Source organism: Xanthobacter sp. ZOL 2024 (assembly GCF_052932325.1).
This window is the reverse complement of the sequence record NZ_CM128808.1, coordinates 2699498-2721190: the sequence shown is the minus strand read 5'-3', so window position 1 is coordinate 2721190 and position 21693 is coordinate 2699498. Positions and strand designations below refer to the sequence as shown.

18 protein-coding genes and 1 tRNA gene are annotated in these 21693 nt (G+C 69.3%); 16 read left to right on the top strand and 3 right to left on the bottom strand.

What is annotated here, in order from left to right; genetic code table 11:
* Nucleotides 1–402 precede the first annotated feature (402 nt).
* Together ACU4E7_RS12525 and ACU4E7_RS12520 are read left to right on the top strand one after the other, a co-directional pair.
* Nucleotides 403–2358 (top strand): sigma-54-dependent Fis family transcriptional regulator, encoded by a 1956-nt coding sequence (locus tag ACU4E7_RS12525; protein WP_447019045.1) that lies wholly within the window; start codon nt 403–405, stop codon nt 2356–2358.
* A gap of 207 nt (nt 2359–2565) precedes the next feature.
* On the top strand, nt 2566–3123 hold the full coding sequence (locus ACU4E7_RS12520) for a glutathione peroxidase (protein ID WP_238120039.1): 558 nt from the start codon (nt 2566–2568) through the stop codon (nt 3121–3123).
* 88 nt (nt 3124–3211) lie between these two features.
* Here ACU4E7_RS12520 and ACU4E7_RS12515 read toward each other — a convergent pair whose 3' ends face one another.
* Nucleotides 3212–4429 carry an amidase gene (locus ACU4E7_RS12515; protein ID WP_447019044.1) on the bottom strand — a complete coding sequence of 406 codons (1218 nt, stop codon included), beginning with the start codon at nt 4427–4429 and terminating at the stop codon, nt 3212–3214.
* Between the two features lie 296 nt (nt 4430–4725).
* Here ACU4E7_RS12515 and ACU4E7_RS12510 point away from each other — a divergent pair, with 296 nt between their 5' ends.
* The 4 genes from ACU4E7_RS12510 (at nt 4726) to ACU4E7_RS12495 (ending at nt 9230) form a co-directional block, all read left to right on the top strand.
* Entirely contained in the window at nt 4726–5424 is a 699-nt protein-coding gene (locus ACU4E7_RS12510; RefSeq protein ID WP_447019043.1) for a TetR family transcriptional regulator, read from the top strand.
* Between the two features lie 28 nt (nt 5425–5452).
* Nucleotides 5453–7066, top strand: a complete 1614-nt coding sequence (locus ACU4E7_RS12505) for a gamma-glutamyltransferase family protein (RefSeq protein ID WP_447019042.1) — start codon at nt 5453–5455, stop codon at nt 7064–7066.
* Between the two features lie 85 nt (nt 7067–7151).
* Nucleotides 7152–7628 carry a MarR family winged helix-turn-helix transcriptional regulator gene (locus ACU4E7_RS12500; RefSeq protein WP_447019041.1) on the top strand — a complete coding sequence of 159 codons (477 nt, stop codon included), beginning with the start codon at nt 7152–7154 and terminating at the stop codon, nt 7626–7628.
* A 147-nt stretch (nt 7629–7775) separates the two neighbouring features.
* Entirely contained in the window at nt 7776–9230 is a 1455-nt protein-coding gene (locus ACU4E7_RS12495; RefSeq protein ID WP_447019040.1) for a UbiD family decarboxylase, read from the top strand.
* 170 nt (nt 9231–9400) lie between these two features.
* On the opposite strand, the gene ACU4E7_RS12490 is transcribed toward ACU4E7_RS12495, so the two are convergent.
* A complete protein-coding gene (locus ACU4E7_RS12490) occupies nt 9401–9799 on the bottom strand; it encodes a MarR family winged helix-turn-helix transcriptional regulator (protein ID WP_447021625.1) in 399 nt (132 codons plus the stop codon).
* 259 nt (nt 9800–10058) lie between these two features.
* Between ACU4E7_RS12490 and ACU4E7_RS12485 the strand changes: the two genes are divergently transcribed.
* From ACU4E7_RS12485 to ACU4E7_RS12440, 10 genes are all read left to right on the top strand, one after another.
* Nucleotides 10059–11336, top strand: a complete 1278-nt coding sequence (locus ACU4E7_RS12485) for an amidohydrolase/deacetylase family metallohydrolase (protein WP_447019039.1) — start codon at nt 10059–10061, stop codon at nt 11334–11336.
* Complete coding sequence (locus tag ACU4E7_RS12480; protein ID WP_447019038.1) at nt 11333–12193, top strand: alpha/beta hydrolase; 861 nt, start codon at nt 11333–11335, stop codon at nt 12191–12193. The genes ACU4E7_RS12485 and ACU4E7_RS12480 overlap by 4 nt, the downstream gene beginning before the upstream one ends.
* Nucleotides 12190–14562, top strand: coding sequence for a xanthine dehydrogenase family protein molybdopterin-binding subunit (locus ACU4E7_RS12475; protein WP_447019037.1), 2373 nt, complete (start codon nt 12190–12192; stop codon nt 14560–14562). The genes ACU4E7_RS12480 and ACU4E7_RS12475 overlap by 4 nt, the downstream gene beginning before the upstream one ends.
* Nucleotides 14559–15425 (top strand): FAD binding domain-containing protein, encoded by an 867-nt coding sequence (locus tag ACU4E7_RS12470; RefSeq protein WP_447019036.1) that lies wholly within the window; start codon nt 14559–14561, stop codon nt 15423–15425. Before ACU4E7_RS12475 ends, ACU4E7_RS12470 begins: the two co-directional genes overlap by 4 nt.
* The gene (locus tag ACU4E7_RS12465; RefSeq protein ID WP_447019035.1) at nt 15422–16615 is read left to right on the top strand and encodes a xanthine dehydrogenase family Fe-S subunit; all 1194 of its coding nucleotides are present in this window, start codon (nt 15422–15424) and stop codon (nt 16613–16615) included. Before ACU4E7_RS12470 ends, ACU4E7_RS12465 begins: the two co-directional genes overlap by 4 nt.
* 67 nt (nt 16616–16682) lie before the next feature.
* Nucleotides 16683–17837, top strand: coding sequence for an ABC transporter substrate-binding protein (locus ACU4E7_RS12460; protein ID WP_447019034.1), 1155 nt, complete (start codon nt 16683–16685; stop codon nt 17835–17837).
* A 192-nt stretch (nt 17838–18029) separates the two neighbouring features.
* On the top strand, nt 18030–18902 hold the full coding sequence (locus ACU4E7_RS12455) for a branched-chain amino acid ABC transporter permease (RefSeq protein ID WP_238120002.1): 873 nt from the start codon (nt 18030–18032) through the stop codon (nt 18900–18902).
* Nucleotides 18899–19939 carry a branched-chain amino acid ABC transporter permease gene (locus ACU4E7_RS12450; RefSeq protein WP_238119999.1) on the top strand — a complete coding sequence of 347 codons (1041 nt, stop codon included), beginning with the start codon at nt 18899–18901 and terminating at the stop codon, nt 19937–19939. The genes ACU4E7_RS12455 and ACU4E7_RS12450 overlap by 4 nt, the downstream gene beginning before the upstream one ends.
* Entirely contained in the window at nt 19936–20733 is a 798-nt protein-coding gene (locus tag ACU4E7_RS12445) for an ABC transporter ATP-binding protein (RefSeq protein ID WP_447019033.1), read from the top strand. The genes ACU4E7_RS12450 and ACU4E7_RS12445 overlap by 4 nt, the downstream gene beginning before the upstream one ends.
* A complete protein-coding gene (locus ACU4E7_RS12440; protein WP_238119993.1) occupies nt 20726–21430 on the top strand; it encodes an ABC transporter ATP-binding protein in 705 nt (234 codons plus the stop codon). The genes ACU4E7_RS12445 and ACU4E7_RS12440 overlap by 8 nt, the downstream gene beginning before the upstream one ends.
* A gap of 106 nt (nt 21431–21536) precedes the next feature.
* On the opposite strand, the gene ACU4E7_RS12435 is transcribed toward ACU4E7_RS12440, so the two are convergent.
* Nucleotides 21537–21611: transfer RNA gene (locus ACU4E7_RS12435), tRNA-Gly, on the bottom strand.
* Nucleotides 21612–21693 lie beyond the last annotated feature (82 nt).

Genomic DNA, 21693 nt, shown 5'->3' with positions numbered 1-21693 from the left:
TTCCGCAAGAAAAGGTCGCGAGGATCGTGCCACTTCTGTAATTCTGATCGAAATCCCGTCATTTCAAGCTGTTAATTCGACAGGTCAGCAATCATTCCCGGTGACGACTGTCCGAGTTTCGGACAAGTGTCGTCCGAACACCGCGCACCGGACACCAACTCTTGCCGGCCCCTGCGGCTGCACTTGTGCTCAGTGGGTCCATGGGCCTATCCTTCATGGCAAGTCGATCGCCGCAGCACGCGGACAGAATGCGACAGTGAAGGGAGAAACCGCCATCGTTCGGGCGGCGCCACGCCAGCACACCAGCTGCCCCCACGATGGCCAACGGCCTTGAGGCGACGCGCCCGGGACAACGCGCCGCCGGCCGGGAGGACATTGCCGGTGACACGTGTCGAGATGGCTATGGACAACATGGCTGTGGGCAGCCCTGCGGCGACGGCCACACGCCTCGTCGCCGGCGCCGACATCAAGCGCGCCTGGGAAGCCTTCCACCAGGATGGCATTGCCCCGCCGTTCGTGCGGCCGGCGGTGGTGGCCTCCTGGCAGCGCTCCCGCGCCCACCGCATCACCGCCGCCCGCGCCGAAGCGCCGCTGGTGAGCGAGGCGGAGCTGCATTGCCGCCGCCAGCAGAACCTGCGCCTCATCCACGCCGCCCGCCCAGCCATGGAGGAGGCGCGCGCCCTGCTCGCCGATGCCCATTCCATGCTGGTGCTGGCCGATCCCGCCGGCACCATCTTGGAGACCGAGGGGGACGCCCGGGCGGTGGATACGGGCCACGAGGTGAAGCTGCAGCGCGGCGGCATCTGGCGCGAGGCGGAAATCGGCACCAATGCCATCGGCACGGCGCTCGCCGGCCGCCGCCCGGTGCAGATCCATGCGGACGAGCATTTCTGCGCCGCCGTGCAGCGCTGGACCTGCGCCGCAGCGCCGGTGCTGCACCCCACGGAAGGCACGGTGCTGGGCGCGGTCGACATCTCCGGCTTCACCGACACCTTCAACCCGCAGAATCTGGCCCATGCGGTGGCCCTCGCCCACCAGATCGAGGCCATCCTCGGCCGCCGCATCGCCGGCGAGCACGACCGGGTGCTGCGCCATTTCCTGGGCAAGCGCGCGCTGTGGCTGAGCGAGGAGATCATCGCCTTCAGCCGCTCCGGCGCCCTCATCTTCTCCACCGACCGGGCCCTGAAGGAGCTGGTGCGCCGCAATGATGCAGTGCTGGCCGACGGCCGGCTGATGCCGGTGCGGGAGACCGAGCCGGAGGCCTGGGCTCACAAGATCGCCGAGCTTCTGCCCGGCGCCAGCCTGGAGGTGGTGAAGGAGGACGGCGAGGAGATCGGCGGCGTGCTGGTGCTGCATGCACCGCGCCGCGCCCGTGGCGGCGGCCAGGGGCCGGCGCTTGGCGGCGAGGCGCCGCTCAGCTTCGAAGCCATCATCGGCGAAAGCCCGGCCCTGCGGGCGGCGCGCGATCAGGCCCGGCGCATGTCCGAAAGCGGCGTTCCGGTGCTGCTGGAGGGGGAGACCGGGGTCGGCAAGGAGGTGTTCGCCCGCGCCATCCACGGCGGACGCGAGCCCGCCGGGCCGTTCGTGCCGGTCAATTGCGGCGGCCTGCCGCGCGATCTCATCGCCTCCGAATTGTTCGGCTATGAGAAGGGTGCCTTCACCGGCGCCGATGCCGGCGGGCGCGCCGGCAAGGTGGAGGCGGCCGATGGCGGCGTGCTCTGCCTCGACGAGATCGGCGAGATGCCGCTGGAGCTGCAATCCTATCTGCTACGGGTGCTGGAAGACGGGGTGGTCTATCGGGTCGGCGGCCACGGGGCACGGCGGGTGAACCTGCGCCTCGTGTCCATGACCAACCGCGATCTGTCCGCCGAAGTGGCCGCAGGGCGGTTCCGGCGCGATCTCTATTACCGCATCGCCGCCCTGCGCCTCGCCATTCCGCCGTTGCGGGAGCGGGGCGACGACATCCTGCTGCTGATGGAGCATTACGCCCGCGCCGCCGCCGTGCAGGCCGGCCGCGCCACCCCGCGCTTCACCCCCGCCGCCTTGGATGCCCTGAAGGCCCACGCCTGGCCGGGCAATGTGCGCGAGCTGCGCAACGTGGCCGACATGCTGGTGGCCCTCATGCCCCCCGGCGCGGCCATCACTGTGGAGGACCTGCCCGCCGACATCCGCGCGGGCGCCGCCCCGGTGGCGGACGGCGGCGGCGACCTCAAGTCGCTGGAGCGCTCCGCCATCCTGGCGGCAGTGGAAGCGGCGGGCGGCAACCTCTCCAAGGCCGCCAAGGCCCTCGGCATCGCCCGCTCCACCCTCTATCTGCGGCTGGCCGCCCTGGAGCGCGGCGCCGGACCGCGTCCATGAAACGACCCTTCGGCAGCATGGCCGCGCGCGAAGGGCGGGCGCCGTCACCCGTCGCGCAAGCGGGAGAGGGAGCGTTTCCACCAGCTGAACGTAGATCGGGCTGGCCGCGAGGGCGTGCGGCGGGACAGCACGCTTTCCGCGGTTGCGTGATGGGGCGATTGATCTAGGCTCGCGGCCAAAGACCGGACCCGAGCAAGGATGCCCCAAATGTCTCAGCCTTCCGCCACCCCCGCGCTGGAACAGATCCCCGTGACCCGCATCGACGGCACGCCCGCCACCCTCGGTGATTTCCACGGCACCGTGCGCCTGGTGGTGAATGTCGCGTCCAAATGCGGCCTCACCCCGCAATATGAGGCGCTGCAGGCCCTTTATGCCGCGCGCCACGGCGATGGGCTGGAGATTCTCGGCTTTCCCGCCAACAATTTCGGCGCCCAGGAACCGGGTACCGAGGCCGAGATCTCCAGCTTCTGCTCCACCACCTATGGCGTCACCTTCCCCATGTTCGCCAAGATCTCGGTGAAGGGCGCCGATCGCCACCCGCTTTATGACGCGCTGGTGGCCGCCCAGCCGGAGGCGGTGGGCGCTGACGGCATGCGTGCGCGCCTTGCCAAGCATGGGGTGAATGCGGCGCCGAGCGACGTTCTGTGGAATTTCGAGAAGTTCGTGGTGGGGCGCGACGGCACCGTCATCGCCCGCTTCTCCCCCGACGTGACGCCGGATGATCCGCGCCTGACCCAGGTGCTCGACAGCGCCCTCGCCGCCTGAATCAGACGGCCGGGCCAGACGAGCCCGCCCGGCGGCGCAACGCGCGCGCCGGGTCTGGCCAGATCAGCCATGGACACTGGCGCCGCGCTCACGCGCCTTCGGGCGCGCACAAAGCGGCGGCCAGTTCCACCAGTTCCAGATCGCTGCCGCGCCGGCCCACCAAAGACAGGCCGATGGGCACGCCATCCACCTCGGCCAGTGGCATGGACACCTGCGGCAGGCCGGCAAGGCCGGCGGTGCACAAGAGGTTCATGGCGAGGTGGCGATAGGTCACCTCCGTATCCGCCGCCGCCGAGCCGCGCAGGGGCGCCACCCGCGGGGTGGAGGGCAGCACCATCACCGTGCCGGGGGGCAGCAGCGCGCGGGTGCGCTCCACCACCGCCTGGCGCATCACCTGCGCCGCTTCCACCTCGGCCGGGTCCTGGCGGGCGGCCGCGGCGAAGCGATCGGCCACCCCGGGCCCGAAGGTGGGCTGCACCGCTTCCACCCAGGCGCCGACGCTCTGCCAGATCTCCGCCGCCTGCAGCGCGCGGAACGCCGCCGACCAGCGGGCGAGGCCATCCTGCGCCAGCACGGTCTCCTGCGCCGGCCCCACCCGCGCTTCCACCTTGGCGACAGCCGGCATCAGCGCGGCGCGCACGTCATCCCCGAGCAGGGCGAAGGCATCGGCCGGAAACACCAGCCGGGTGGGGCGCGGCGCCGGACCATTGTCCTGCAGCAGCACCCGCGCCACCTTCACGAACACCTGCGGATCGCGGGCCATGAAGCCCACGCAATCGAAGCTCGGCGCGAACGGGGCGATGCCATCGGGCGAAATGCGATCGTGGGTGGGGCGCAGGCCGAGGAGGCCGCAATAGCTGGAGGGCACCCGCACCGAGCCGCCGCAATCGGAGCCGAGGGCGAAATCCACCCGGCCCGCCGCCACCACCGACGCCGAGCCAGAGGAGGAGCCGCCGGGCACCCGATCCGGCGCGGCGCTGTTGAGCGGCGTGCCATAGTGAAAATTCTCGCCGGTGAGCGAATAGGCCAGCTCATCGGAAATGGTCTTGCCCTCCACATCGGCTCCGGCCTCCAGAAGCCGCGCCACTGCCCAGGCGTGGTTGAGGGCGGGCGCGTGGGTGCGCGCCCATTCTGGATGGCCATTGCCGGTCACCACCCCCTTCACGTCCAGAACATCCTTCACCGCGAAGCGCAGGCCCGACAGCGGACCGCCGGGACGGCCGGCCACATGGACGCGGGGACCCGGCACATAGGCGCCGAGATCATCAACAGTGGGGGAGGAAGACGAAGTGTGCGGAGCGGACATGACGGCCTCGACTGGAGCAACGCGACTTTGAAGACGGCGGGGACTTGCGGCCCGTCTGGAGACGGAGCCGGACGGCAGATCTGCGGACGGCACGCCCTGGCCTGCCCCGGGACCGCCGGACGACACGAAGCCCCCTTGCTGTGAACGGTGCGAAACGTTGAAGGTCATCACAGGGGATAGCATGTAAGTAAAATTTTGCATATAAGCGAAAACGCCGACAGAATGGCGTTGAGAGCGACCCGGCAGGCCCCCGTGCGACGGCCTCTCACCGCCTCTCCACGCGCGCGGAGACACGTTTGAAACCCATCGCCGCCCCTCAGGATGCCCCAGAGCGGCCCGCGCCCCGCAAGCGCGATGCAGCGGCCACCCGCGCCCGCATTCTGGAGGCCGCCCGCGCCGCCTTCGCCCGCGAGGGGTTCGCCGGGGCTCGAGTGGAGCAGATCGCCCGCGGTGCCGCCACCAACGTGCAGATGATCTATCGCTATTTCGGCGACAAGGAGGGGCTGTACCGGGCCGTCCTGGAGGCCACCTACCGGCATCTGCGCAGCCTGGAACAGGGGCTCGACCTCACCGCCCTCGGCCCGGTGGACGGCCTGCGCCGGCTGGTGGAATTCACTTTCGACTATTTGCGCGATACGCCAGAATTCGTCGCCATCATCCGCAACGAAAACATGGCGGGAGCCTCTTTCGCCCGGCAGATGCCGCAGATCCACGAGAGCGCGCACCCGCTGGTGGCGGCCATCGACGACCTTCTCGCCCGCGGCCGCGCCGCCGGCGTGTTCACCAAGGACAGGGACACCGACATGGATGCGGTGGACCTCTACGTCACCATCCTGTCGCTCTGCATCACCCACGTCTCCCAGCGCGAAACCCTCTCCGTGCTGTTCTCCCGCGATTTCGGCGATCCCGCCTGGCTGGCCCGGCGACGGGCCCAGGTGGTGGCGATCGTGCTGACCGTCCTCACCGCCCCATCCCCCTGCGCGCCCCGGGCCTGAGGCCCGCCCGCTGATCCGGAACCTCGACATGACTGACTTCGACTGGAGCGCCGGCTACCCCTCCCGCCGCCTGCCGGTGTTCGGCAACAACGTGGTCTCCACCTCCCATCCCCTGGCCAGCCAGGCCGGCCTCAATATGCTGTGGAAGGGTGGCAATGCGGTGGATGCAGCCATCGCCACCGCCGCCGCCATGACCATTCTGGAGCCCAACAACAACGGGCTGGGCTCGGATGCCTTCTGCATTTTGTGGGACGGCAAGGAACTGCACGGCCTCAACGCCTCCGGCCGCGCCCCGGCGGCCTGGACGCCGGCCTATTTCCACGCCCGCTACGGCGCCGACGCCAAGCGCCCGCCCCAGCGCGGCTGGGATGCGGTGACGGTGCCCGGCGCGGTGGGCGGCTGGGTCGCCCTCTCCGAACGGTTCGGCAAGCTGCCCTTCGCCGATCTCATGGAACCGGCCATCGAGATCGCCGCGCGCGGCTCCCTCGTCACCCCGGTGAACCAGACCAAATGGGTGGCGGCGGAGAACCTCGCCGCCCAGCCCGGCTTCGCCGAGACCTTCCTGCCCCGGGGCCGGGCGCCGCGGGTGGGCGAGCACTTCGCCATGCCGGCGGCGGCGCGCACGCTCAGCCGCATCGCCGAAACCAAGGGCGAGGCCTATTATCGCGGTGAGATCGCCGAGGCGCTGGAGCGCCACGCCAAGGCCGAGGGCGGCGCGCTCACCGCCGCCGACATGGCCGCCTATACGCCCCAATGGGTCACCCCCATCACCCAGGACTATCGCGGCTACACCCTCAACGAGATTCCGCCCAGCGGCCAGGGCCTCACCGCTTTGATCGCGCTGGGCATCCTCAAGAGGTTCGACATCGCCGCCCATGAGATGGACGGGCCCGACGCACAGCATCTGATGATCGAGGCCATCAAGCTCGCCTTCGCCGATGTCTATCGCTACGTGGCCGACCCCAGCGCCATGGAGGTGACCGCCGAGGCCCTGCTGGACGAGGCCTATCTCGCCCGCCGGGCCGCCCTCATCGACATGAAGACGGCCCAGCCCTTCGCCCCCGGCAATCCGGTGAAGGGCGGCACCATCTACCTCACCACCGCCGACGCCTCGGGCATGATGGTGAGTTTCATCCAGAGCAATTTCAACGGCTTCGGCTCCGGCGTGGTGCTGCCCGAATGGGGCCTCTCGCTGCAGAACCGCGGCCATGGCTTCAGCCTCGATCCGGCGAGCCCGAACCTCGTCGCCCCGCGCAAGCGGCCGTTCCACACCATCATCCCCGGCTTCCTTACCCAGGATGGCGCGCCGCTGATGAGCTTCGGCGTGGTGGGGGCCAACATGCAGCCCCAGGGCCAGGTGCAGACCCTGGTGCGCATGCTGGACTATGGGCTCAACCCGCAGGCCGCCTGCGACGCCCCCCGCTGGCGCTTCAACGCCGGCCTCGCCCTCGACATGGAATCGTCCATGCCCGCCGCCACCATCGCCGCGCTGGCGGAGCGCGGCCACCAGCTCAATGTGGAAGACGACCCCTACCAGGATTTCGGCGCCGGCCAGTTCATCTGGCGCATGGGCGATCCGGCGGTGGAGGGCTACACCGCCGCCAGCGATCCGCGCCGCGACGGGCAGGCCGCCGTCGGCTGAAGCGCACGCCTGGATTTGCCGCCGCGAACATGGTTCCATCGCCGGCGGCGGCAGATCCTTGGCCGCGCGGGGAAAGGCGGCGGTGGTGAGCGAGCGTGCGAAGGCCCGGGCGAGAGGCCTGTTCAAGCGACCCGGCTTTCTGCTGCGCAGGCTGCACCAGATCTATGTGGCCATCTACCTGCAAGAGTGCGAGCGGTTCGGCACCACGCCGGTGCAGTCCAGCGTGCTGCAGGTGCTGCTGCTGGAGCCGGGCATCGACCAGGCGACCCTGGGCGTCACCATCGGCATTGATCGCACCACCGCATCCACCGTCCTCGCCCGGCTGGAAAAGCGCGGCCTGGTCCGCCGCGAGGCCACCGATGAGGATCGCCGGGTGCGCCGGGCCTTCCTCACCCCCCAGGGCGAGGCCATGGTGGAGGAGATGCAGAGCGCGCTGGAAGCCGCCCACGCCCGGCTGGTGGCGCCGCTGCCCGCCGCCGAGCGCGCCGACTTCATCCGCAAGCTGACCCGGCTGGTGGAATCCAACAATGACGAGGGCCGCACCGAGCTGCGGAACCTTTAGGCAGCGCTGCGCAAACAATGGCGTTGACCCGGCGCCACATATTCAGCACGCTGACGACCTCGCGCAAACAGCGAGCCCGACGCGATAAAGAGCGCCCAGACCGTCAGTGAACTGATGATTGAGCGACCCCGCCTGAAAGGACCCACCGTGAGCGAGACGACGGACCTCGATAGCCAGAGCCTGCGCGGCTTTCTCACCATGGTGGAACGCCGCTTCCCCGATGAGCTGCTGCGCATCCGCGAGCGGGTCGACCCGCGCTTCGCCTCCACCGCCGCGGTGTTCGAGCTGGAGCGGGCGGGCCGCAGCCCGGTGATGGTGTTCGAGGATCTGGGGGGGCTGGGCGATCTCAGCGGCCAGGCGCAGGCGGCCGGCGCGGCGCCGGCGGCGCGGCCCATGCCGCTGGTCACCAACATCGCCGCCAATCGCGCCCTGCTCGCCGCCTGCCTCGACGTGAGCGAAGAGGCGCTGCCGACGGCATTCCGGGAGCGCTGCCGCTCCTATCTGCCCTGCGCGGTGGTGCCGCGCGGCGCCTGGGAGGATGTGGTCATCGAAGGGGATGACCTCGACCTGACGCGCCTGCCCATCCCCCTGCAGTTCAGCGTGGACGCCGCCCCCTACATCACCGCCGGGCAGCTCACCGCGCGCGACCCGGAGACCGGGGTCGACACCACCGGCTTTCACCGGCTGATGCTGAAGGGGCGCAACCGGCTGGGGGTGTCGCTGCATTCGCGCCGGCGCATGTATGAGTTTCATCGTCGCGCCGCCGCCCGCGGCCAGAACCTGCCGGTGGCCATCACCCTGGGCGTGCACCCGCTGCATTATATGGGCTCGATGGTCTATGCCTATCCGCCAGACGTGCGCAAATTCGAGATCATCGGCGGCCTGTTCGGCGCGCCCTATCAGCTCGCCCGCTGCGGCGTCGCCGATCTTGAAGTGCCGGCGGGGGCCGAGATCATCATCGAGGGCGAGATCCTGGCGGACGTCCATGAGCCGGAGGGCCCGTTCGGCGAATTCACCGGCTACGCCTCGTTCCGCTCCACCCAGAACGTGTTCGTCGCCCACCGGCTGCGCATGCGCCGCGATGCGCTATTCCATTCCGTGGTCTCCGGCATGGCCAAGGACCACATCCTGGTGTCCTGCATTACCCGCGAGGGGGAGATCCTCAACGCGCTGAAGCGCAACCTGCCGAACGTCACCGGCGTGCACGTGCCGCATTCCACCTGCGGCGCCTTCACCGCCATCATCGCCATGCGCAAGACCGCCGAGGGCGAGCCGCAGATGGCGGTCATGGCGGCGCTGGGCACCGAGCTCTACACCAAGCACGTGATCGTGGTGGACGACGACGTCGACATCTTCGACCTCAACGACGTGTTCTGGGCCATCGCCACCCGGGTGCGGGCCGAACAGGACATCTTCTTCGTGCCCGGCGCCAAGGGCGCCATTCTCGATCCCAGCTCCGACCCGCAGAGCTTCACCGTCACCAAGATGGGCATCGACGCCACCCGCCCCACCGGCCGCGATTTCGCCCAGCGCCTCGTCATCGACGAGGACGAACGGGCGCGGGCCCGGGCGCTGCTGGAGCGCGCCGGCATCCCCCTCTAACACCGGCCTGCCCCGCCTGCCGGCGCCCTGACGCCGCCGCGGGCAATCCGCACCCCGTGCACACATGCGCCCGCATCGGGCCCCACAACGGGCAACGCCGGTGAGATGACACCACTGGCGATTGCGCGGATCTGTCGCTGCCCGATGAATACGCAGCACGCTGCGCAAATTTAGAGCAGATCGAAATCGCTCTCGCGGTCGGCATGGGACGTTACAATTTTTTTCATGAGATCAATGAGTTGTCTCTGCTCCACCGGGGTGAGGGCGGCCACCGTGGCGGCATGGGCCTGGCGGGCCGCCGCCTCCATGGCGGCAAGAGTCGCGCGCCCCTCGTCGGTTAGCCGGCAGCTCTGCGAACGGCGGTCCGTGGCCGAGGTGCCCCGCTGCACAAGTCCCCGTGCCTCCAGGCGCTTGAGGGCGCCGGTGGTGGTGGTGCGATCCAGCGCGACGATGCGCGACAAGGTGGTCTGGTCGGCCTCCTCCCGGTCGCTGAGGGCCGATAAGAGGCTGTATTGCACCGGCGTCACACCAAAAGGTGCGCAAAGCTCAGAAAATAGGCTGACATGCATCTGATGCATGCGACGCGCGAGGAAACCCGGGCGGTCGAACAGGGGCCACTCATCGTCCCGCATCGCCTTGGCGGTCACCGAGCAAGCATCTGATACTGCTTCACTTTTCATAACACTCCCCTCTGCGCGACACGGCCGGCGGCAGTCTTATATTGATCCAAATCAAATCTTGGCATGCAAGCTGCATAGTGGGATACGAAGCATGCTTCGCGTTTTTTGAGCGCAATCGGAGCTGCGCATTGTCTGTACGGAGACCGAGATGGCTGAACCCCTGGGCTACGATATCCTCCTGAAGGGTGGGCACGTGATCTGCCCCGCGTCGGGCCTCGACGGCACCTATGACGTGGCGGTGCGCGATGGCAATATCGCCGCTGTCGAGAAGGACATCTCGCCCGCCACCGCCACCGAGGTGATCAACGTCTCTGGCAAGCTGGTGCTGCCGGGCATGATCGACACCCATGGCCACTGCTACCAGTATGTCACCGGCCGGTTCGGCCTGAACCCGGACATGGTGGGCGTGCATTCGGGCGTCACCAGCGTGGTGGACCAGGGCGGCGCCTCGTGCATGACCTTCCCCGGCTTCCGCGAATTCATGGTGAAGCCCTCCAAGACCCGCGTCTATTCCTTCATGTCCGCCTATCTGGTGGGCGGCCTGGAAGGCCATTACTACCCGAACCTCTATAGCCCCGAATGCGTGGACGTGGACGCCACCGTGCGCGCCGCCATCGCCAACCGCGACCTGGTGCGCGGCATCAAGGGCCATGCGGAAATCGGCGGCTTCGCCCGCTGGGGCATCACCGTGATGGAGATGGCCGCCGAGATCGCCCGGCGCGCCGAGATCCCGCTCTATGTGCACTTCGGCGCCCTGTGGGGCCTGCCCGAGAGCGGCACCAACGGCGAGGACGCCGACACCATCCTCGACCGCGTCATCCCGCTGCTGAAGGAAGGCGACATTCTCGCCCATCCCTTCACCCGCAACCCCGGCGGCTTCGTGAACCGCGACGGCAAGGTGCATGACGTGATCCAGGCCGCCCTCGACCGGGGCCTGACCATCGACGTGGGCCATGGCAGCCACTTCTCCTACCGCATCGCCAGGAAGGCGGTGGCCGCCGGCGTCATCCCCACCACCCTGGGCGCCGACATGCACGGCTACAACACCTATGTGCCCGCCCCCGCCGGCACCCCGGCCGAGCACCCCGACGACGACAACCATCCGTTCAAGGGTCACGCCCGCTTCAGCCTCACCCAGGCCATGACCTCCATGATGGCGCTGGGCATTCCGCTGGAAAAGGTGGTGCCCATGGTCACCTCCAATCCCGCCGCCATGATGGGCCTTGCCGATCGCATCGGCGCCCTGAAGGTGGGCTATGTGGCCGACGTCTCGGTGCTCGACGACAACCGCGGCTCCTTCGTGCTGCGGGACAATGAGGACACCACGGTCGAGATCGACCGGCTGCTCACCCCCGCCTTCTGCCTCCGCGCGGGCGAGCGCTTCAATGCCGATGCGCCGATCCTGCCCGACGTGGTGGCGGCGTGAGCGCCCCGGGCGAGAAGACGGCGCCGCAAGAGGTCTGGGACACCCTGTCCCAGACCGAGCGGGACGCCGCCTACAACAACAACGCCGCCGTGCCGAACAGCGCGGCGTGGGTGGCCGCCCGCGACATCGCGGCGGCCGCCTTCCGCGCCGCCCACGGGGAGCACCTGGATGTTCCCTATGGCCCCGGCGCGCGGCAGAAGCTCGACCTCTACCCCGGCGCCGATCCCCAGGCGCCCTGCCTCGTGTTCATCCACGGCGGCTATTGGCAGCGCAACACCCGCGAGACCTTCGCCCATTATGCCGAGGGCCTGCTCGCCCAGGGCTGGTCGGTGGCCCTCGTCGGCTACACCCTGGCCCCCGAGGCGCGGATCGGCGCCATCGTCGATGAGATCGGCCTTGCCCTCGACACCCTCGCCAAGGACGGCCCGGCCCACGGCATCGCCGGCCCGCTGGTGATCTCCGGCTGGTCGGCCGGCGCGCAGCTGGCGGTGATGCAGCTCGATCATCCGGCGGTGACGGCGGGCCTCGCCATCTCCGGCGTCTATGAGCTCGGCCCCATCCGCGACACCTTCCTGAACGCGGCGCTGCAGCTCACCGACACCGAGATCGCCACCTGCTCGCCGCTGCGCCACGTGCCCTCGCACAAGCCGCTGATCATCGCCTATGGCACCCATGAGGTGCCGGCGCTGGCGCACGATTCCCGCGCCTTGTCCGGGCGCCGGGTGGCGGCCGGCGCGCCGGGCGCGCTGCTGCCCATCCTCGGCGCCGACCATTTCTCCATCCTCGACGAACTGCGCGCGCCGCAGGGCCAGTTGACCCGCGCCGTGTGCGACCTCATGGCGAGAGGTGCGGCATGAGCGGAGTTGAAACCGGCGCAATCAGCATCCAGGGCGAGGGCGTCGGCGCGCGCCTGCCCCGCAAGGAAGACGACCGGCTGATGCGCGGCCGGGGCCAGTATATCGCCGACATCCGCCTGCCCGGCATGCTGGACGTGGCGTTCGTACGCAGCCCCCTGGCCCATGCCCGCATCCGCGGCATCCATGTGCCCGCCGATATTCGCGACAAGGTGTTTCTGGCTGCCGATCTCGACGGCGTCTCTCCCATCCGCGCCGTCTCCGGCCTGCCCGGCTTCAAGGTGTCGGAACAGCCGGTGCTCGCCTTCGAGAAGGTGCGGCAGGTGGGCGAGCTCATCGCCATGTGCGTCGCCCCCACCCGCGCCGAGGCGGAAGACATCGCCGCCCGCGTGGAGCTGGATCTGGAAGAACTGCCCGCCCTTTACGACATGCTGGAAGCGCGCAAGCCCGGCGCGGCCCTGGTGCACGAGCACTGGGGCGACAACATCTATCTGGAATCCCAGGTGAATGTGGGGATCGAGGCGGCCTTCGACGCGCCGGTGAAGATCTCCCGCACCATCTCCACCGCCCGCCAGTGCATGGCCCCCATCGAGGGCCGCGGCACGGTGGTGCATCTCGACCACCGCATGGAACAATTGGTGGTCTACACCGCCAGCCAGATGCCGCACATCGTCCGCTCGGGCCTCTCCGAATGCCTGGGCCTGGAAGAGGGGCAGATCCGCATCATCTCCCCCGACGTGGGCGGCGGCTTCGGCTACAAGGCCATTTTGCTGGCGGAAGAGGTGTGCCTCGGCTGGCTCGCCCGGAAGATCAGGCAGCCGGTGCGCTGGCTGGAGGATCGGCGCGAGCACCTCACCGCCAACGCCAATTGCCGTGAGCACCATTACGAGATCACCCTTTATGCCGATCGCGACGGCACCCTGCGCGGGGTCGATTGCGAGGCGACGGTGGATAGCGGCGCCTATTCCGCCTACCCCTTCTCCGCCTGCCTGGAAGCGGCGCAGGTGGCGAGCATCCTGCCCGGCCCCTACGACTTTCCCGCCTATCGCTGCCGCACCTGGTCGGTGGCCACCAACAAGTGCCCGATCCTGCCCTATCGCGGCGTGGCCCGCACCGGCGTGTGCTTCGCCCTGGAAGTGGCGCTCGACTGCCTCGCCGCCGAGCTCAACCTCCCGCCCGAGGTGGTGCGCCTGAAGAATCTGGTGCGCCCCGAGCAGATGCCGTTCGACAACATCACCAAGAAGCATTTCGACGGCGGCGATTATCCCGAGGCGCTGAAGCGCGCCCTCGAGGCCATCGAGCCGGAGAAGGTGCGCGCCCGCAAGGCCGCCGGCCTGCCGGACGGGCGGCGCCTCGGCTTCGGCCTCTCCATCTATTGCGAGCAGGGCGCCCACGGCACCTCGGTCTATTCCGGCTGGGGCATTCCCATGGTGCCCGGCCACGAACAGGCCGGCGCCCGCCTCACTCCCGACGGCGGCCTGGAGCTGCGGGTGGGCGTGCACTCCCACGGCCAGAGTCTCGAAACCACTTTGGCCCAGGTGGCCTATGAGGTGCTGGGCATTCCGGTGGCCCGCACCCGCCTCGTCTATGGCGACACCGCTATGACCCCCTATTCCACCGGCAGCTGGGGCTCGCGGGTGATGGTGATGGCCGGCGGCGCCGTCGCCACCGCCTGCACCGAGCTTTCGGAGCGCATCCGCCGCATCGGCGCGCACATGCTGCAGGCCGATCCCGGCGACGTGCGTTTCGAGCACGGCCGCGTGGTGGGCCCCTCCGGCGACATCGGCATCGATGAGATCGCCCGCACCTGGTATCGCCGCCCGCAGGACCTGCCCGCCAATGTGGACGGCGGCGGGCTGGAGGTCACCGCCGGCTACAAGCCGGTGCGCGACACCGGCACCTTCAGCTACGCCGCCCATGCGGTGGTGGTGGCCGTCGACCCCGAGGTGGGGGACGTGGAGCTGCTGGATTACGTCATCGTCGAGGATGGCGGCGTGCTGGTGAACCCCATGGTGGTGGATGGCCAGATCATCGGCGGCCTCGCCCAGGGCATCGGCACCGCCCTTTATGAGGAGATGCCGTTCGACCGCTCCGGCCAGCCGCTCGCCTCCACTCTGGCGGACTATCTGCTGCCCGGCGCGCCGGAGGTTCCCGCCCCCTTCATCGGCCATATGGAAACCCCCTCGCCCTATACCCGCTTCGGCGTGAAGGGCATCGGCGAAGGCGGCGCCATCGCCCCGCCCGCCGCCATCGCCAACGCCGTCAATGACGCGCTACGGCCGCTGGGCGTGGAAATGCTGCACTCGCCCATCACCCCGCGCCGCATCGTCGAAAAGGTGCTCGACGCCCGCGCGACGAGGAGGGTGGCATGAAGCCCGCGCCGTTCCGCATCGCCCGCCCCCACGACATCGCCGGCGCCGTGGCGCAGCTGCGCCAGCTGGGCGATGGCGCCAAGGTGATGGCCGGCGGCCAGTCCCTCGGCCCCATGCTCAACCTGCGCCTCGCCACCCCCGACGTGGTGGTGGACATTTCCGGCATCGCCGCGCTGAAGAGCGTGCGCGAGGAGCCGGGCCACGTGGTCTATGGCGCCCTCGTCACCCATGCCGACGTGGAAGACGGCCGCGTGCCCGACGTGGGCGAACATGTGCTGCGCCGGGTGGCCGCCGGCATCGCCTATCGGGCGGTGCGCAATCGCGGCACCATGGGCGGCAGCCTCTCCCACGCCGACCCCGCCGCCGACTGGGTGAACGCCCTGTCCGCCCTCGATGCGGCGGTGGAGATCGAAGGTCCCGCCGGCCGGCGCACCCTCGCTCTGTCGGCCTTCCTCACCGGCGCCCTCAGCACGGCCCTTGGCGAGGGTGAGTTCGTTGTGGCGGTGCGGGTGCCGAAGCTGCCCGCCTCGGCCCGCTTCGGCTATGCCAAGCACTGCCGCAAGGTGGGCGAGTTCGCCCATGCGGTGGGCGCGCTCGTGGTGGACCCCACCGCCGGCACCGCCCGTGCCCTGATGGGCGCCATCGACGCCCCGCCTTTGGTGCTGGCCGACGCCCGCGCCCTGTTCGGCGGCGCCATCGATGGCGATTTCGCCGCCCGTTTCGATGCCGAGGCCGCCGGCGCTGCCCTCGCCGCCGCCGGCCTCGCCGATGCGGTCGACCGCCACATCCATGTGGAAGTGCTGCGTCGGGCGGTCCGCCAGGCCGCCGGCCTGTTCTCTCCCGAAACCCGGAGCGCCGCATGAACGCGCCCGTCACGACGCCGAACCCCACCGAGACCGTGCGCCTCACCCTCAATGGCCGGCCCGTCGCCGCCGAGGTGGAGGCCCGCACCAATCTCGTGGATTTCGTCCGCGACACGCTGGACGTCACCGGCACCCACATCGGCTGCGAGCATGGCGTGTGCGGCGCCTGCACGGTGCTGGTGGATGGGGAGCCGGCCCGCTCCTGCCTCACTTTCGCCAGCGCCTGCTCCGGCGCCGCGGTGACCACCATCGAGGGGCTCGACGACGACGCCATCGCCGCCGAGCTGCGCGCCGCCTTCAATCGCGAGCATGCCCTGCAGTGCGGCTTCTGCACCCCCGGCATGCTGGTGTCGTCGCGCGATCTGGTGCTGCGCCTGCCAGAGCCGGACGAGCACCGCATCCGCATGGGCCTTGCCGGCAACCTGTGCCGCTGCACGGGCTATGCGGGCATCGTCAAGGCGGTGGCTTCGGTGATCGCCGATCGCCGTGCCCGTGGCATCGGCCCGCGCACCGCCGAGCGGCCGCTGGGCCCGGTGGGCGCGCACGCCGGCACTGACACCATTGTGGCACCGCTCGCCACGGCGGACGCCGCCCGCCCGGCGGCCCTGCCCACCATGCTGGCGGAGGACTTCACCCCGGCCCACAGCTTCGACCAGAGCTTCGATCTGCCATTCCCGCCGGACCAGGTGTTCGCGGTGTTCGGCGCCATCCGCGAGGTGGCGGCCTGCCTGCCCGGCGCGGTGGTGGAGGCGATGCCGGCGCCGGACCGGGTGGAGGGCGGCATGCGCCTCAAGCTCGGCCCCATCGCCACCACCTTCCGCGGCACCGCCCGCATCAGCCGCGACGCGGAAACCCGCAGCGGCGTCATCCTCGGCGCCGGCGGCGATGGCCGCTCCAGCACCCAGGGCGAGATCCGCTATCGGGTCACCGAGGGCGCCGCCCCCGGCACCAGCCGGGTGGCGCTCACCGTGGGCTACACGCTGAAGGGGCCGCTTGCCCAGTTCAGCCGCCCCGGCCTGGTGCGCGAGGTGGCGGGCCGGCTGATCGCCGATTTCTCCGCCAACCTCGACGCCCACCTCAAGGGCGCCCCGGCGCCCGCTGCCGCCAGCGGCGGCGTCAACCCCATCCGGCTCGTGCTCTCCCTCATCGGCGCCCGTCTCAGGGCGCTGCTGGGGCGGGCCGAGCCCTGATCTCAAGACCCTGAGTGCCCCGAAAAACCAACCGAACCAGAGTGCCCTGAAGGAACTGGAGACCAAAATGCAGCTGACCCGCCGGACCACCCTCGCCGCCATGGCGCTGGCCCTCATGTCGAGCACCGCGTTTGCGCAGGACACCATCAAGATCGGCATCAACCAGCCGCTGACCGGCCCGTTCGCCGCTTCCGGCACCTATGTGACCAACGGCGCCAAGATCGCCGCCGACGAGATCAACGCCAAGGGCGGCGTGCTCGGCAAGAAGATCGAGCTGGTGGTCGAGGACAACAAGAGCAACCCCACCGAGGCCGCCGCCGTCACCGAGAAGCTGATCACCTCCGACAAGGTGCCGGTGCTGCTGGGCGCCTGGGGCTCCAGCCTGACCCTCGCCGCCATGCCGAAGCTGGAGGAATACTCCGTGCCGATGCTGGTGGAGACCTCCTCCTCGGGCAAGATCACCAAGTCCGGCAACCCTTACGTCTTCCGCATCTCCCCGCCGTCCTCGGTGGAAGCCGAGGCGTTCGAGCCCATCGCCAAGAAGCTCGGCATCAAGAAGGCCGATTTCCTGGTCATCAACAATGACTGGGGCCGCGGCGCCGCCGTCGAATTCTCCAAGGTGCTGAAGGATAACGGCATCGAGGTGGGCCTGGTGGAGACCATGGACCAGTCCTCCCAGGACATGACCGCCCAGCTCGCCAAGCTGAAGGCCTCCGACGCGGACACCCTGATGATCACCGCGGCGGTGGACCAGCTGACCCTGCTGTTCAAGCAGATGGCCGCGCTCGGCATCAAGAAGAAGGTCATCACCACCGGCGGTTCGCAGAACCCCGACCAGCTGGTGGCCCAGGCCGGCTCCACCGCCAACGGCACCCTGCACCTGGTGGCGTTCGCCCCCTGGTGGCCGGAGAAGAGCCCGAACCCTGAGGAGGCCACCGCCTTCATCACCGAGTGGAAGAAGCGCGGCTACGACTTCGCCGGCACCACCGAGAGCTTCCGCGGCTATGACGGCATCCGCACCATCGCGGCCGCTATCGAGGCCGGCGGCGCCGCCGACCCGGCCTCCATCCAGAAGGGCTTCTGGAAGGTGAACATCGTCGGCCTCAACGGCCCGATCAAGTTCGAGAAGGAAGGCCCGGCCGGCAAGGAAAGCGGCCAGAGCAAGCCGGAGGTGTACCTGATCGAGATCGCCGACGGAAAGATCAAGCCCGCCAACCCCTGAGCAGCGCGCAGCAACGGGTGTGGATGAGGGACGCACAGCCCCTCCTCCCATGGCTGCGGCGGGACTGCCCCCGCCGCGGCCGCCCGGCCCCCTCGCGGGACCTCCGGACCACCGCCCGCCGGAGCCTCCCGACCCGGCGCGACCCTCGCGGGCCGCGCCCTTGCCCCGAATGCGACCCAACGGACAGGCCAGATGGACCAACTCCTGCAACACGTCGTCAACGCGCTGGTGCTCGGCGGCACCTATGCGCTCCTGGGCATCGGCCTCACCCTGATCTTCGGCATCATGAACGTGGTGAACTTCACCCACGGCGCGCTCTACACCTTCGGCGCCTATGCCATGTATCTGGCGGCCGTCGCCCTCGGCCTCAATTTCTTCGTGGCCCTGCCGGTGGCCCTGGTGGCGGGCCTGGCGCTCGGCGCCCTGCTCGAATTCGTGCTGCTGCGGCCGCTGCGCCGCTCCGACATCGACACCACCATGCTGGTGATGATCGGCGCCGGCATCATCCTGCAGTCGGGCACCTTGTGGATTTTCGGCGGCGTCGCCAAGGCGGTGCCCACCCCGTTCCCGGCCGAACCGCTGGTGATCGGGCCGGTGTCGGTGTCCTATGTGCGGCTGTTCGTGCTGGCGGCGGCACTGGCGCTGATCGCGCTCACCTATGTCACCATCAACGGCACCAAGCTCGGCCGCGCCATGCGCGCCACCTTCCAGGACCACGACACCGCCGCCCTCATGGGCGTCAACGTCTCGCTCATCTACACCGCCACCTTCGCCATCGGCTCGGCGCTGGCCTCGGCGGCCGGGGCGCTGCTGGGCCCGGTCTATGTGGTGTTCCCGCAGATGGGCGACCTTGCCGCGGTGAAGGCGTTCGCCATCGTCATCCTGGGCGGGCTCGGCTCCATCTCGGGGGCCACCATCGGCGGCTTCATCCTGGCATTCGCGGAAGAGCTGGGGGCGGGCTACATCTCGTCCGGCTATCGCGATGCCATGGGCTTTCTCATCATTATCGCGGTGCTGCTGGTGAAGCCGACCGGCCTGTTCGCCCGCGCGGAGCGCATCGGATGACACGGCTTATCGCGCCCTTGTTCCTGGTGGTCTTCGCCCTGGTGCCCCTGTGGCTGAACGACCCCTATCTCATGAATGCCCTCATCATCACGGGCATCTTCACCATCTGCGCCATGAGCCTGAACCTGCTGCTCGGCTATACCGGGCAGCTCAGCCTCGGCCATGTGGCCTTCTTCGGCATCGGCGCCTATGTGAGCGCGCTGACGGCGCTCGGCTTCGACGTGAGCCTGCCGTTCGGCCTCCGCATCACCCATGAAGGGGGCTCGCCGCTGCTGGGCTTCGTGCTCGCCATCCTCATCACCGGCGTCACCGGCTATCTCATCGGCCGGCTGTCGTTCCGGGTGCGCGGCGCCTATTTCGTCATCGTCACCATCTCGTTCGCCGAAGTGGTGCGGCTCGTCGCCCTGAATTGGGTGGAGCTGACCCAGGGGCCCCTCGCCCTCACCTCCATTCCCAACATGACACTGCCCCTGCCGGGCCTCGGCGACCTCACCCTGCGCACCAAGATGCAGAATTACTATCTGGTGCTGGGGGTGGCGGTGCTGAGCTATCTGGTGGTGGCGCGCCTCGTCGCCTCGCGCTTCGGCCGCGCCATGCGGGGCCTCAAGGAGAACGAGTCCCTCGCCCTGTCGCTGGGCGTCAACGCCACCCGCACCCTCACCATCGCCGCCACCGTCTCGGCGGCCATGGCGGGCGCGGCGGGCAGCCTCTACGCCCATTACATCCGCATCATCGATCCGGACGTGTTCCTGTTCTCCTACACCGTCACCATGGTCATCATGGTGGTGGCGGGCGGCAAGGGCAGCCTTGCCGGTCCGCTGGTGGGCGGCCTCATCTTCGGGCTCTTGCCGGTGGCTCTGCGGCCGGTGATGGCGCCGGAGGCGCAGTGGATCGTCTATGGCGGCATCCTCATCGCCATCCTGTTCGTGATGCCAAACGGCATCGTGCCGGCGCTCGCCAACCTCACGGCGCGCCGCCGGCCGGCATCCCTCACCAAGACGCCCGAAACCCCGGCGGAAGCGGGAGCCCAATCATGAGCGCCATTTTGAGCGTGGAGCACGTGGGCATGCGGTTCGGCGGGCTCACCGCCATCGCCGACCTGCATTTTGACGTGAAACCGGGCGAAATCCTGAGCCTGATCGGCCCCAACGGCGCCGGCAAGACCACCGCCTTCAACATCATGACCGGCTTCCTGAAGCCCACCACCGGCCGGGTGCTGTTCGAGGGCCGCGATCTCGCCAAGACCAAGCCCAACGAGATCGCGCGCCTGGGCCTCGCCCGCACCTTCCAGCGCACCAGCGTGTTCGCCGACGACACGGTGCTCGACAATGTGCTGATCGGCCTTCAGCGCTTTGGCGAGCCGAGCCTGCTGGAGCGGCTGCTGCCCACCCCGAGCGCCTTGGCGCTGGAGAAAGAGACCCGCGCCCGGGCCGAGGCGATCATCGACATGGTGGGCCTCAGCGCCCGCGCCCATGAGAAGGCCGGTTCCCTCTCCTATGGCGAGCAGCGGCTGGTGGGCTTCGCTTTGGCGCTCGCCATCGAGCCGCGCATGCTGCTGCTCGACGAGCCGGTGTCCGGCATGAACGCCTCGGAAACCCAGAGCTTCGTCGGCCTGGTGCGCAAGGTGCGCGACGCGGGCGTCACCATCCTCCTGGTGGAACACGACATGCCCATGGTGATGGAGGTTTCAGACCGCATCGTCTGCCTCAACTATGGCCGGCTGATCGCCGAAGGCACCCCGGCCGAGATCCGCAACGATGCGGCGGTGATCGAGGCCTATCTCGGCAAGAGCGCCGCCAAGCTGGAGCTGAAGGAGGCCGCCGATGCTTGAGATTTCCGATCTCGTGTGCGGCTATGGCCAGGTGGCGGCGCTGAAGGGCATCTCGCTCTCGGTGGGCCAGGGGCAATTGGTGGCCCTGGTGGGCGCCAACGGCGCCGGCAAGTCCACCACCCTGCGCACCATCTCCGGCCTCGTCCCCGCCCGCTCCGGCGCCATTCGCCTGGAAGGCGAGGATGTGACCGGGGCCGGCCCCCAGCGCATGCTGCGGCTCGGCGTCTCCCATTGTCCGGAAGGCCGGCGGGTGTTCCCGCACATGAGCGTGGCCGACAACCTCGCGATGGGCGCCTATCTGCGCCCCAATGATGCGGAGATGCGCGCCGACCTGGAACGCATCTACGGCCAGTTTCCGCGCCTTGCGGAGCGGCGGGCGCAGATGGCCGGCACCCTCTCCGGCGGCGAGCAGCAGATGCTGGCCATCGGCCGCGCGCTGATGTGCCGGCCGCGCCTCGTCCTGTTCGACGAGCCCTCCCTGGGCCTGGCCCCCAACATCGTCGAGCAGATGTTCGCCATCATCGGCGCCATCCGCGATGCCGGCACCACTGTTCTCCTGGTGGAGCAGAACGCCTTCGCGGCGCTGGAACTGTGCGACTACGCCTATCTTCTGGAAGCGGGGCGCATCGTCATGTCCGGCACCGGCGCCGAATTGATCGACGACCCCCACATCCGCGCCGCCTATCTCGGCGGCTGACGGATGCCCCACAAAAGCCGCCCTCCCGGCGGCTTTTTCACGCCAGGCGCAGGTGAGCCCACGGCCGGCGCCATGCGGTGCGAGATCGGTGATGTGAGGGGAGCGTTGGAGCGGGCGATGGGAATCGAACCCACGACATACAGCTTGGGAAGCTGTCGTTCTACCACTGAACTACGCCCGCACGTGGCGGCACCATAGACAAGGCGCCGCCTCCTCAGCAAGGGGGAAACGCCGACTTACCCACCGCCGCGCCATCGCTTACA